The 13,097-nt window shown below is 65.4% G+C and carries 11 protein-coding genes; 8 read left to right on the top strand and 3 right to left on the bottom strand.

What is annotated here, in order from left to right:
- Window positions 1-57: 57 nt before the first annotated feature.
- The 3 genes from VFZ66_04385 to serA form a co-directional block, all read right to left on the bottom strand.
- The gene (locus VFZ66_04385) at window positions 58-1,692 is read right to left on the bottom strand and encodes a VWA domain-containing protein (GenBank protein HEX6288402.1); all 1,635 of its coding nucleotides are present in this window, start codon (window positions 1,690-1,692) and stop codon (window positions 58-60) included.
- A 9-nt stretch (window positions 1,693-1,701) separates the two neighbouring features.
- Window positions 1,702-2,871 (bottom strand): substrate-binding domain-containing protein, encoded by a 1,170-nt coding sequence (locus VFZ66_04380; protein ID HEX6288401.1) that lies wholly within the window; start codon window positions 2,869-2,871, stop codon window positions 1,702-1,704.
- Between the two features lie 233 nt (window positions 2,872-3,104).
- A complete protein-coding gene (gene serA / locus VFZ66_04375; GenBank protein HEX6288400.1) occupies window positions 3,105-4,682 on the bottom strand; it encodes a phosphoglycerate dehydrogenase in 1,578 nt (525 codons plus the stop codon).
- 490 nt (window positions 4,683-5,172) lie between these two features.
- On the opposite strand from serA, the gene VFZ66_04370 reads away from it, so the two are divergent.
- From VFZ66_04370 to VFZ66_04335, 8 genes are all read left to right on the top strand, one after another.
- Window positions 5,173-5,820, top strand: coding sequence for a helix-turn-helix domain-containing protein (locus tag VFZ66_04370; GenBank protein HEX6288399.1), 648 nt, complete (start codon window positions 5,173-5,175; stop codon window positions 5,818-5,820).
- Between the two features lies 1 nt (window position 5,821).
- Window positions 5,822-6,478: a bifunctional precorrin-2 dehydrogenase/sirohydrochlorin ferrochelatase gene (locus VFZ66_04365; protein HEX6288398.1), complete on the top strand. Its 657-nt coding sequence runs from the start codon at window positions 5,822-5,824 to the stop codon at window positions 6,476-6,478.
- Window positions 6,479-6,519: 41 nt separating this feature from the next.
- Window positions 6,520-7,797: a glutamyl-tRNA reductase gene (locus VFZ66_04360; GenBank protein ID HEX6288397.1), complete on the top strand. Its 1,278-nt coding sequence runs from the start codon at window positions 6,520-6,522 to the stop codon at window positions 7,795-7,797.
- Window positions 7,790-8,767, top strand: a complete 978-nt coding sequence (gene hemC / locus VFZ66_04355) for a hydroxymethylbilane synthase (protein ID HEX6288396.1) — start codon at window positions 7,790-7,792, stop codon at window positions 8,765-8,767. The genes VFZ66_04360 and hemC overlap by 8 nt, the downstream gene beginning before the upstream one ends.
- A gap of 3 nt (window positions 8,768-8,770) precedes the next feature.
- Window positions 8,771-10,417 (top strand): uroporphyrinogen-III C-methyltransferase, encoded by a 1,647-nt coding sequence (gene cobA / locus VFZ66_04350; GenBank protein ID HEX6288395.1) that lies wholly within the window; start codon window positions 8,771-8,773, stop codon window positions 10,415-10,417.
- Entirely contained in the window at window positions 10,410-11,405 is a 996-nt protein-coding gene (gene hemB, locus VFZ66_04345; GenBank protein HEX6288394.1) for a porphobilinogen synthase, read from the top strand. The genes cobA and hemB overlap by 8 nt, the downstream gene beginning before the upstream one ends.
- Entirely contained in the window at window positions 11,402-11,989 is a 588-nt protein-coding gene (locus tag VFZ66_04340; protein ID HEX6288393.1) for a DUF1802 family protein, read from the top strand. The genes hemB and VFZ66_04340 overlap by 4 nt, the downstream gene beginning before the upstream one ends.
- 98 nt (window positions 11,990-12,087) lie before the next feature.
- On the top strand, window positions 12,088-13,086 hold the full coding sequence (locus VFZ66_04335; protein HEX6288392.1) for an aldo/keto reductase: 999 nt from the start codon (window positions 12,088-12,090) through the stop codon (window positions 13,084-13,086).
- Window positions 13,087-13,097 lie beyond the last annotated feature (11 nt).

Below are 13,097 nucleotides of genomic sequence, written 5' to 3'. Positions count from 1 at the left end.
CTTCCACGATGGCCGCAGCGGCGCTTCTGAGCGCGCCGCCACAGCACACGATAAAGCTCAGAAATACCGGCTCAGATTCTCGAAGACCTTGTTGATGTCGCCCGTGCTGCCGGAGATCACGATCGTGCGGGTGAAATCGGCGATCTGCTGAAGCGCATCCTTGGCAGCGTCCTCGCCGTAGGCGATCGGGAAGATCGAGATGTCGGTTTCGTTGTAGTCGGCCCTGACATCCTCGAAGGTGCTTGTCTGCGCGGTATCTTCGCCGTCGCTCAGCAGCACGATCGCGTTGATCCGGTTGCGATCGTCGATGTCGGCTTCCAGCACCTTGCGCGCCTCGCGCAGCGCATCGTACATCGCGGTCTTGCCCTCGACCTCGATATTCTGCACCGCGCTTTGAAGCTGGATGCGGTTCTCGCTCAGCACGCCGAGCGGCACGACTACCTCAGCGGTATCCGAGAACGTCACCATCGCGACGCGATCTTCTGGCAGCAGGCGGCTGAGGAATAGCTCAAGCCCCGCTTTGGCCTCTTCGATCTTATCGCCGCGCATCGAGCCTGAGGTATCGACGACCAGCACGATATTCGCGCGCTTGCGGTTCGCGGCCCAGGCGTTCTTGGCCGCCACCAGCACATTGCCCGGCGGCACCTCAAGGAGCGTCTGCGGCTGGTTCGGATCAGCACCGAACTGCGGCGAGATCGGATCGCCGATCGCGACCGCCGTATTGGCCGGGCGGAAGCCGAACTGCATCGCGGCGGTCTGGCTTTCGGGCGAGTTCAGAAAATCGAAGAGCTGCTGGGCGGCCTGCTGCTCCTCCTGCGAGGCGGAGGCCATCACGATGAAGGGATTATCGTGCCAGAACGTGCCCTCACGCGGATAGATCGCCACCAGCGGCGTTGGCGGCGCGCTCTTGTTGAACTCGATCAGCGTGATCTCCTCCATTGGAAACGCCGAGATATACGACGTGCCGTACTTCTTCATGTTTTCGGAGAAGACCAGCGTATTATAGCCATAGTGCTTGATCGCCAGGCCGAGATCGCGCAGAAACTTCTGGCTGGACTCCGCCTGTACGTCGGCCTCGGTCAGGCCGCGCGACTTATTGGTCGCGGCGTAAAACTCGGCCAGCACCGTCGACAGCGCGGTGGTGCTAATCTCAGGATCAGTATGGCCCCACGAGAAGCGGCCCCACTCAGGATGCCCGTACTTGCCCCAGCCCTCCGGCTCGTTGACCAGCGCCAGCAGATCATTCCAGCCAATCTGCTTGTTGGGCCAGCCGAGCGCCTCGGCCATCGGCTTCCACATCGAGATCACCACCGGCGTCAGCAGCATCGGGCGGCTCGACACGGCTACGTTGGGATTGCCGCTCTCCTGCTTGAGCACCTCCAGCCACACGCTCGACGACGGCGACCAGATCGTCGGCTGGAGCGAGCCCTGCTTGATCTCGGTGCGCGCCGCCCCCGACGATTTGTTGACGCCCTCGGCGAAAATCGGACGATTGTTGACCTTCGCGCCGCTGCGGTTGAACTCAGCCAGCCGATCATTCAGCCAGGCCTCTTTTTCCGGAGAGTACGCGAGCGTGATCTTGACGGCGTTGGCGGGGGCCTCGCTGGCCTCGCCGGGGGGAGACGCGGTTGTCGGGCCGCACGCGGTCAGCAGCAGCGCCAGTAGCAACAGTAAGCGGATTGGTTTCATCATAGTATCTCCTTAGCGTTGAGCAGCACGCTTCCAGGCGTCGAGCAGCGCGTCGAGCACGGCGGCCTCCGGCACCTCCACCAGCGTCGGCACATCCAGCCGCACCCCCGCCGACGCATTGCGGGTAAACGGCGAGGCAGCGCCATCCAGCGGCACATCGCGGAGCGCCGGACGAAAGCCGAGCTGAACGGCCTGCTCCTGCTGCGCACGGCTGAGCAGAAAATCGCGAAACTGGCGGGCGGCCTCGCGATCCGTGGGCGTGACCCACTCGGCGTCAAGGATCGCGTACGGGTGGTTGCTCCACAGGTTCGCGGGCGGGTAGATCAGCACAAGGTTATCGTTCCATCGGCTGCGGGCATTCGCCATCTGCGCAAGCGCCAGATTCTCGTAGGTCGCCACGGCATCGTACCGCGACGGGCCAAAGGCGATCATGTCGTTCATCAGCGTTGCGCTGCTGTCGTTGAACGACGCCGCACGCTCCATCTCGCTCAGCCAGCCCAGAAACTCTGGATCTTGCACATCCGCGACGGTCAGGCCGCTGCTCTTGCGATGGTAGTCGTAGGCCATCAGCAGCAGCGCTTGCAGGCCGTTGTTGGAGACAGTCGGCGTGGCATGGCCCCATTTGACCGTGCCCCATTCGGGATGGCCTTTCGCGCCCCAGCCCTCAGGCGCGACGATCGAGGCGTGTAAGTTTTGCCAGGCGCTCTGACCGCCGTCGCTGAGCGCCGCCGCGCGCTGCTGCCACGCCGCCAGCACTATGGGTGTCAGCACCAACATCTGGGGTGCGTCGCTGCCGCTCGTGGGAACGAGCGGACGACCGGCGCGCTGCTGCCACTCCTGGTTGAGCAGCGCCAGCCACAGATCGCTGGCCGGACTCCACACATCGGGCTTGAGGGAGCCGTCGAGCAATCCCTGCATCGACTCGCGGGAGCCAAGGCCGCGCAGCTCAATATCGATCGACGCTCCGTTGGCCGTGATGCCGCTCGCCTCGAAGGCCGCCGCCGCATCCTCCAGCCAGCGCTGCTTCTCGGTGCCATAGACGATCGTGAGCGTAACGGGCGCGGGCCGTGGCAGCACCGACAGCGGCGCGTATGGTCGTTGCCAGCCCAGCAGCGGCATTGCGGCGGTAGCGATGACCAGCAGCAGGTATCCAATTGTGATCGCTAGTCGTAGTGGACGCACAGGTACTCCTTGATTTGGGGCCTGTTATGCTTCGTTTGTCGGGTGCGGGCAATGGGTTGTACGCGATTCCGTATCGCGAGGTTGCACAACCTAAACTTGAGGAGCAGCAGGAAGCTGCCTGATGCAAAGCGATCCGCCTGCATATGGTACCACGCAACGTCAACGCGGCGGGCGCGGAGCAGGAGCGCAGCCCGCACCCGCCGCGAGCAGGGCGGGCCGATCATGGCAGCGGGCTAGAGCTGGACGCTGAACGCCCGATCGATGTTCGTCTCGGCCTCGATCTTATGCAGCACCTCGCCCGGCACCGGCTCGTCGACCGTCAGCACCATGATCGCCTGGCCGCGCGGCGTCTGCCGACCCACGTGCATCGACGAGATGTTAATATCGGCCTCGCCCAGGATCGTGCCGACGTGGCCGATCAGGCCGGGACGATCCTGGTGGAAGGTGAAGAGCATCGCCTGAGACGGCACCAGATCGAGCCAGTAGCCATCGACCTCCACGATATGCGGCTCGTCCTGCACCGCCGTGCCGCCAAAGGTATGGACGCGATCGTCGCTGGTCGTGACACGCAGCTCAAGCAGCGCCGCGTAGCGCTCGGCCTCAGGCTGCGTGCGCTGGTTGACGACCAATCCGCGCTCGCGGGCCAGCAGCGCCGCGTTCACGGGCGTGACCCGCTCCTCGCTCACGCCTTCGAGCAGGCCGGCGATCGTCGCCAGGCGGATCGGCTCGGTCGTCGTCTCCGCCAACTCGCCGCTATACACGATCTCGTAGGTGCTGGCGGGCGATTGCACAAGCTGCGTTGCCAGCCGCGCCAGGAGGCGGCCCAGCCGGACGTAGGGCGCGACCACCTGCCAGGCCTCCGGCGCGACAAACGGCGCATTCACGGCATAGCGCGGCGTGCGATTCTGAAGCGCATCGAGCACGCCCTCGGCCACGTCCGCCGCCGTCAGTGCCTGCGCCTCCTCGGTTGAGGCACCAAGGTGCGGCAGCGCGATCACCCGTGGATGGCTGACCAGCGGATTATCGACCGGCGGCTCTTTGGCCCACACGTCCAGCGCTGCGCCGCCGATCTGGCCGCTTTCGAGCGCGGTGTAAAGCGCGGCCTCGTCGATAATACCGCCGCGCGCGCAGTTGACGATATACGCGCCGCGTCGCATCTGCCCCAGCCGCTCGGCGTTAAGCAGATTGCGCGTCGATTCGATCAGCGGCGTGTGGATCGAAACAATGTCGGACTCGCGCAGCAGCGTGTCGAGCGTGACAGCCTGCACGCCGAGCTGATGGGCGCGCTCCTGCGAGATGAACGGATCGTAAGCCAGAATATGCATCTCCAGCGCTCGCGCCCGCCGCGCCACCTCCGAGGCGATCCGGCCAAAGCCGAGCAGCCCCAGCGTCTTACCGCGCACCTCCCAGCCCATGAACTTGCCGCGCTCCCACTTGCCGTTTTGCATCGAGCCGTGCGCCTGCGGCACCCAGCGCGCCATGCTCAGCAGCAGCCCGATCGTCAGCTCAGCCACCGCGATGCTGTTGGACGCGGGCGCGTTCACCACCAGAATCCCGGCGCGTGTCGCCGCGTCGAGGTCGATATTGTCCACGCCCGTCCCGGCCCGCCCTACTACCTTGAGCTGCGTGCCGTGCGCCAGCACGTCCGCCGTCACCTTGGTCTGCGAGCGCACCACCAGCGCATCGTAGCTCGGCAGCACATCCTTCAGCGCGTCCGGCGTGAGATCGAGGCGCATGTCGACATCGAACGCCTGCTTGAGCGCCTCCAGGCCCTCCGCGCCGATCTTTTCCGTTACAAGAATACGAGCCATGATTATGCTCCTCATTGGTTTCAAGTTCCAAGTTTCGAGTTCCAAGTTTCCGGTCCCTGGTTCTCCTGTTTCTTTTTGCTCCGTCAGGCGGAGCAAAGGGAGGATGGGGAACACCCTACACGCCCGGCCTGACGGCGCGTTGTTCTCTACCTGGAGGCAAAGAAAAAGAGCGTCAGCAAGCTCCCTCGCCGACGCCCTTGTCGTAACGATCGTGGACCTGCGCAGCAGATCCAGGGCTGCCGATGTCTCTCCCGCAGCGCATCCTGCATCGCCTGCATATCCGTCCCCAGGTGGGCGCATTATACCCCAACCCGGCACCGGCACGCCGCCAACAAAGGTCCTGGCAGACTCGCCCCAGACCCGACCGCGCCTCAGGTTGAAATGGTAGGGCAGTATCGGGTTCAGAACGTTTTGAATATGATTCTCACCTGTGCTATACTCCACAAGGACGTAGAAAAGCAAAATTGCCTGTAGATTTCTGTAGATTTTTATGGCAGAATCACCATCACATGAGCAAGATTGGCTCACGCTGAGCGAGGCCAGCAAGCTGCTCGGCGTACACCCCGCGACGCTGCGGCAGTGGAGCGATGAGGGCAAGGTGCGCATCTTTCGCACGCCCGGCGGTCATCGTCGCTTCTCGCACGCCGACATCGAGCGCATGCTCCAGGTGACGCCGCTGCGCGGCGCCGGACTCTCGTCGTACCTGATGACCGAGGCGCTTGAGCGTACGCGCCAGGAGCTTCCGGGGGCGCTTGGGCAGAACTGGGCGCGCGGTATCGGCGAGGACGAGCGGCAGCGGCAGCGCCAGTCGGGGCGGCAGTTGGTCGCGCTGACGACGCAGCTCATCGGCAAGCGGACGCCCACGACGGAGCAGCGCGAGATCGCGCAGCGGCTAGGCCGCGAGTACGGCGAGATGATGGCGCGTACCGGCCATAGCCTGCCCGATGCGGTGATGGCCTTCATCTTCTTCCGCGACTCGCTGCTCGAAACCGTGTTTAGTCTGCCTGAGACGACCGGCCTCGATCGCGACGAAACCCTGGCGATCGTCCGGCGCATCAACGACCTGCTCAATGAGGTGCTGCGGGCGATGATGGACGCGCACGCGCAGACCGCGGCAGCGCCAGGAGCGGAAGGCTAAGATGGACGAGGCGCGCAACCGGCCCTACCCAATCGTGCTGACGCAGCTCGACCGCGTGAAGTGCGTCGTGGTGGGCGGCGGCGAGGTCGCGGTGCGCAAGATCCGCGCGCTGCTCGACAGCGGCGCACGTGTCATCGTGATCAGTCCCGACGCGCAGCCGCAGATCGCGGAGTGGCGCGAGGCCGGGCAGCTCGTCCATGTGGCGCGGCCCTACACCTCAGGCGATCTCTCCGGCGCTTTTCTTGCTATCGCCGCGACCGACCGGCGCGAGGTCAACGCGGCGGTGGCAGAAGAAGCGCGGCAGCACGGGATGTTATGTAACATCGCCGACGATCCCGCAGAGAGTACGTTTCACACGCTCGGCGCGGTGATGCGCGGCGATGTGCTGCTGGCAGTTGGAACCGGCGGCGATAGTCCCGCGCTGGCGGCGCATATTCGGCGCAAGCTCGAAGCAACCTTCGGCCCTGAGTACGGCGTGCTGGCTCACCGGCTGGGAGCGCTGCGCCGCGAGATCGGATCGACGCTGCCAGCGGCGGCACGTGCGAGACTGTGGCGGGCGCTGGTCAGCGACGAGGTGTTGGAGTGGGTTCGTAGCGACGACCTCGACCGGCTTGAGCGCTATATCGCAGCGTTAATCGCCGAGCTGTCCGAGCAATAGCATTTGATGGCGTTCTGGCATATTCGTAGATAGATACGACCATGCACATTCTTGTTATCGGGCTTGATCATCACACATCACCGGTCGAGGTGCGCGAGCAGGTGGCCTTCCGGCCATCGCAGTTCGCGGCGGCGTTCGAGGCGCTGTTGTCCGCGCCCGGTGCGCCGCTGCACGAGGCGGCGATTCTCTCGACCTGCAACCGCGTGGAGATCTATGGCGTCGCCGACGATCCACACGCGGCGGCTGGCGTGAGCAGCTTCCTGCATCGGTTTCATCACCTGCCGGAGCACAGCCTCGACGATGCGCTGTACATCCACGTCGATCAGGCGGCGGTGGCGCATCTCTTCGGCACCATCAGCGGCCTCAACTCGATCGTCGTGGGCGAGCCGCAGATCCAGGGCCAGGTGCGCGCGGCAGCGCAGCACGCATCCACGCACCAGGCGCTTGGCCCGATCCTCAACACCCTCTTCCGCAATGCCCTGGAAGGCGGCAAGCGTGTGCGCACCGAGACGGGCATCAGCCGTCACGCGGCATCCGTCAGTCAGGCGGGCGTCGAGCTGGCGCGCAACCTGCTGGGCAGCCTTGAGACAGCGCATGTGCTGCTGGTCGGCAGCGGCAAGGTGAGCGAGCTTGCGGCAAAGAACCTGCTCGACAACGGCGCGCGGACGATCACGCTGGTCAACCGCACGGTCGAGCACGCCCAGCAGCTCGCCGATCAATGGGGCGGGCGGGCGCTGCCCTTCGATATGCTTCAGGCCGCGATCGTCGAGGCCGACGTGGTGATCTCCTCGACCTCCGCGCCGCACACGGTGATCCATGCGCAGCACGCGCTGACAGCGCTGGATGCGCGTGGTGGGCGGCCACTGATCCTGATCGATCTGGCGGTGCCGCGCGACATCGACGCGGACGTAGCCGAGATTCCGGGCGCGCATGTCTTCGACGTGGACGATCTGCACAGCGTCGTCGCCGACAACATCGAGCGCCGCCGAGGCGAGCTTGACGCCGCATGGACGATCGTCGCGGAAGAAACCGAGAAGTTTATACGCTGGCTTGGCACGCGGGCGGTCGTGCCGACGATCAATGAGCTGCGCGCGCACGCCGAGCGCATCCGCCAGAACGAGGTCGCCAAGGCGCTGCGTCGCCTGGGTCCGCTCTCGGAGCGCGAGCAGCAGACGATCGAGGCGCTGACTCAGGGCATTGTCAACAAGCTGCTACATCAGCCGACGGTGCGCCTGAAAGCGCACAGCAGCGACGGCTCGGCGCTGGCCTACGCAACGGCGCTGCAAGATCTCTTTGGGCTGGAGAACGTCGATGCGTAAGCTCGTGCTGGCGACGCGCGGGAGCAAGCTGGCGCTCGCGCAGGCCGAGATGGTCGCGGCGCTGCTGCGGGAGGCACATACCGGCCTCGATGTGGAGCTGCGAATCATCCAGACGAAAGGCGATCTGGTGCTGGATCGGGCGCTGTCGCGGATCGGCGATAAGGGCCTGTTCGTCAAAGAGATCGAGCAGGCGCTCCTCGACCGGCAGGCCGATCTCGCGGTTCACTCCTGCAAAGATCTGCCCTCGGCGCTGCCGGAGCAGTTGACTCTCGCGGCCTTCCCGCGCCGCGCCGATCCCCGCGATGTTTTAATCTCACGCCACAACCTGCGGCTGCGCGAACTGCCAAAGGGCGCGATCGTCGGCACGTCGAGTCTGCGACGCGCCTGCCAGGTGCGCCATCTGCGGCCCGACGTGCAGGTGATCGACCTGCGCGGCAACGTTGATACGCGGCTGCGCAAGGCTCAGACCGAAGCATACGACGCGATTATTCTGGCCGCCGCCGGATTGGAGCGGCTGGATCTTTCCGCCGTGGTGACGGAGATCTTCACCCCCGACCTGCTGCTGCCTGCGGTCGCGCAGGGCGCGCTGGCGCTCGAGTGCCGCGCCGACGACGCCGAGGTGCGCCAGCTTCTCGCGCCGCTCAACGACTCGGCGACCGAGATCGCGGTGCGGGCCGAGCGCGCGCTGCTCGCGCGGCTTGAGGGCGGCTGCCAGGTGCCGATCGCGGCGCACGCGACGATCGCCTACGGGCAGGTGCGGCTCCACGGGCTGATCGGCACGCCCGACGGCGCGCTGGTGGTGCGTGGCGAGCGCGCGGGAGCGCTCGACGATCCGGCGACGGTCGGCGTGACGCTGGCCGAGGCGCTGCTGGCGGATGGCGGCGCGGCGATTCTGGAGCGGCTGAGCCGCGCGGTTCCCGCCGTGGAGCCGCCGCGAACGTACCATGGTTTTGATACAGATTGTGATTAATCCATGACGAGACAAGGTTTCGTTTCGCTGGTCGGAGCCGGTCCGGGCGATCCCGACCTGATCACGGTCAAAGGCTTGCGGCGGCTGCAAGAGGCCGATGTGGTGATCTACGATTATCTGGCGAATGCCGCGCTGCTCGAACATTGCCGCCCCGACGTGGAGCGGATCTACGTCGGCAAGCAGGCGGGACGGCACACGCTCTCGCAGGACGAGATCAACGCGCTGCTGGTCGAGCACGGGCACGCGGGCAGGCGCGTGGTGCGGCTCAAGGGCGGCGATCCCTACATCTTCGGTCGCGGCGGCGAGGAGGCCGATGTGCTGCAACAGGCCGGGATTCCGTGGGAGGTTGTGCCCGGCATCACGGCGGGCGTGGCCGCGCCGGCCTACGCCGGAATTCCGGTGACGCATCGCGAGCTGGCCTCGTCGGTCGCGTTCATCACCGGCCACGAAGACCCGGCCAAGCCCGAAACGGCGCTCAACTGGCACACGCTGGCGACGGCGATCGATACGCTGGTGTTCTACATGGGCGTCGGCAATCTGCCGGAGATCGCCGAGAAGCTGATCGTCAACGGGCGCAGGCCGGACACGCCCGTAGCGGTGATCCGCTGGGGCACCAAGCCGGAGCAGCAGGTTGTCACCGGCACGCTCCAGACGATCGCCGCCGCTGTAGCCGCCGCCGCGCTCAAGCCGCCCGCGATTACGGTAGTCGGCGATGTGGTGCGGCTGCGCGAGCGCCTGCGCTGGTTCGATAATCGTCCGCTGCGCGGCAGGCGCATCATCGTGACGCGCGCCCGCGAGCAGGCCAGCGCGCTCAGCGCCCGGCTCCGCGAGGCAGGCGCGCAGCCGATCGAGTATCCGGTGATCGCGTTCGCGCCGCCCGCCGACTGGACGCCGCTCGATCAGGCGCTCGCCAAGCTCGACGAGTACAACTGGATCATCTTTACCAGCGTCAACGGCGTGCGCTTCATGCTCGATCGCATGCGAACGTTCGACATGCAGCCGTCGCTGCTGCATCACCATCGCATCGGCGCGATCGGCCCCGCGACGGCGCAGGCGCTCGAAGAGGCCGGGCTGCGCGCAACGTTCGTGCCGACCGAGTTCGTGGCCGAGGCGGTGATCGAGCAGATCGGCGATGTCGCGGGCCAGCGCATTCTGCTGCCGCGCGCCGATATTGCCCGCGAGACGCTGGCCGAAGGTCTGCAAGCCAAAGGCGCGCACGTCGATAACGTGGTCGCGTATCGGACGGTGCTGGGAACGGGGGAAGAACAAGAGAACCAAGAACTAAGATGCCGGGCGCCCTCCGGGCATGGTGAGGGCCTCGAAACTCGAAACCCGAAACACGAAGCTCGAAACGATAGCGTCGTGGGGATGCTGCGTGACCGGGCGATCGATGCGGTCACGTTTACATCCTCGTCGACGGTCACGAACTTTTTTGCGCGGCTGGAACAGTCGGGCGTGGCGAACGACGAGGCGCGCGCGCTGCTGGAGCCGGTGACGATCGCGGCGATCGGCCCGATCACGGCGCAGACCGCCCGCGACTTTGGCCTCAGGGTGACGATCGAGGCCGAGAAATATACGATCGATGGGCTGATGAGCGCGCTGATCGCGACGCTGGGTGCCGCGCCTTCGGAGGAACGAAGCTATGTCTAGTTTTCCAACGCTGCGTCCGCGCCGCCTGCGCCGCACGCCGACACTGCGCCGGATGGTGCGCGAGACGGCGCTGACACCGGATGATCTGATCTATCCGCTCTTTGTGGTCCACGGGCAGAAGCAGCAGCGCCCGATCAGCTCGATGCCGGGCCAGCACCAGTGGTCGGTAGACCTGCTGCCGCGTCAGGCCGAGGAGATCGCCACGCTCGGCATTCCAGCGGTGATCATGTTCGGGCTGCCAGCGACCAAAGATGCCGCTGGGAGCGAGAACTACGCCGACGACGGCATCGTGCAGCAGGCGATCCGCGCGCTCAAAGACGCCGTGCCCGAGCTGGTGGTGATCACCGATGTGTGCATGTGCGAGTACACCGATCACGGTCACTGCGGCCTGCTCGACGAGCACGGCTACGTCGTCAACGACACGACGGTCGAGGTGTTGCAGCGGGTGGTGGCCTCCCATGCCGAGGCGGGCGCGGACATCGTCGCGCCGAGCGGGATGATGGATGGCGCGGTCGCGGCGATCCGCGAGGAGCTGGATCGGGTGGGCGCGCGCGACGTGGCGATCATGGCCTACGCGGCGAAGTTCGCGTCGAGCTTTTACGGCCCGTTCCGCGAGGCCGCCGACTCGCCGCCCGCTTTTGGCGATCGGAAGCAGTACCAGATGGACCCGGCCAACGCCCGCGAGGCGCTGCTTGAGGTAGCGCTCGACGCCGCCGAGGGCGCGGATCTGCTGATGGTCAAGCCGGCGCTGCCCTACCTGGACGTGCTCGCCAGCATCCGCCAGCGCTTCGACCGACCAACTGCCGCCTACCATGTGTCGGGCGAGTACGCGATGATCAAGGCGGCGGCGCAGAACGGCTGGATCGACGAGCGGCAGGTCGCGCTCGAAAGCCTGCTGTCGATCAAGCGCGCCGGAGCGGATCTGATTCTAACCTACTATGCGAAAGAGGTAGCCCGGTGGCTGCACGAGGACAGGTACCAGCGATGATCAACCCTGCTATTCACGCGCTCAAAGAGTGGGCGGTCGCGACCGATGCGCTGGCGCGCGGCGAGACGATCCTGCTGCTGCGCAAAGGCGGCATCCGCGAGGAAGGCAAGCATTTTCGCGTGGCGTACGACGAGGTGCTGCTCTACCCGACATACGAGCATCAGCAGCCGCATCTGCTCAAGCCGCAGTACGCCGATCTGGTACAGCCGGTGCCGTCGGGCTGGCATCCTGAGACGGTGAGCATCGGCGCGTGGGCGCGCATCACCGATATTTTCCAGGTCAGCGAACAAGAAACCGTCGAGGCGCTGCTGCCGCATCACATCTGGAACGAGCAGTTTGCCGCCGAGCGCTTCGGCTGGAAGCCGCGCTTTCCGCTCTACGTGCTGCTGCTGCGAGCCTACAGGCTGCCGCGCGCGCACACGATCGCGTATCGCGCCGAGTACGGCGGCTGCAAATCGTGGATCGAGCTGGTCGAGCCGATCGCGCTGGACGGCATGACGCCTGTGCTTGGCGATGACGAGTACGCGCGGCAGGTGGCGGAGATTCGAGAGATTGTTGCAGAAGAGCAAGGCACAGTGGCTTAGAACAAAGGAACAAAGCAGGGTGGAATAGAAATAGGAAGAACGTCATCTGTGTTTGTTCCCTTGTTCGCTTGTTCTTTTGTTCCTCCGAAGGAGTAATTATGCGATACGTACCCTTTGGCACGACCGGCATAGAGGTTTCACAGCTTGGCTTCGGCGTCTGGACCGTCGGCACGACGTGGTGGGGCATCAACGATAAGCAGGTGGGGATCGATCTGCTGCGGCGGGCATACGACCTGGGCGTGACCTTCTTCGACACCGCCGACACCTACGGCGAGGGCTTCGGCGAGGAGATCGTCGCCGAGGCGCTGGGCGACGTGCGCGACAAGATCGTGATCGCGACCAAGGGCGGCTACAACTGGTACGAGCACAAGGAGCGACGCGGCCAGCAGGAGCGACCGCAGGACTGGCGTCCTGAGTTTATTCGCTTCAGCGTCGAGCAAAGCCTGCGACGGCTCAAGACCGATCGCATCGACTTCTGGCAGGCGCACAACACCAAGATGGACGCGATCGACAGCGACGCGCTATGGGATGTGCTGGAGCGGCTGAAAGACGAGGGCAAGATCCGCGCGTTCGGCGTGGCGCTCGGCCCGGCGATCGGCTGGCTCGATGAGGGCGTCAAGGCGATGCGCACGCGCAAGATCGACGGCCTGCACATGATCTACAACATGCTCGAGCAGGAGCCGGGACGCGAGCTGTCGCGGGTAGCGCAGGAGGAGGGCGTCGCGCTGCTGGTGCGAGTGCCGCACTCAAGCGGCATGCTTGAGGGCAAGTACACCGCCGAGACGAAGTTTGAGAAGAACGATCACCGCATGCACCGGCCCAAAGAGTGGCTGATCAACGGCCTCAAGAAGCTCGAAAAGCTGACGTTCCTGCACGAGGACCGCGACCTCACGATCGGCCAGGCGGCGCTCAAGTTCATCTGGCAAACGCCGATGTGTGCCGTGGCGCTGCCGAACATCTATAACGTCGAGCAGCTCGAAGAGTTTGCCGCCGCGTCGGACAAGGCCGAGCTGACCGCCGACGACATGGCGCGAGTAGCGGATCTGTACGACCACGGCTTCTACCTTGAGCCGACCGAGGCCGAGCAGGTCGCCTAGCTTTGACAGAC

The organism is Herpetosiphonaceae bacterium (assembly GCA_036374795.1).
Taxonomy (GTDB): domain Bacteria; phylum Chloroflexota; class Chloroflexia; order Chloroflexales; family Kallotenuaceae; genus LB3-1.
Note: the sequence above shows the minus strand (reverse complement) of the source record. Positions and strands in the feature narration are given on the sequence as shown.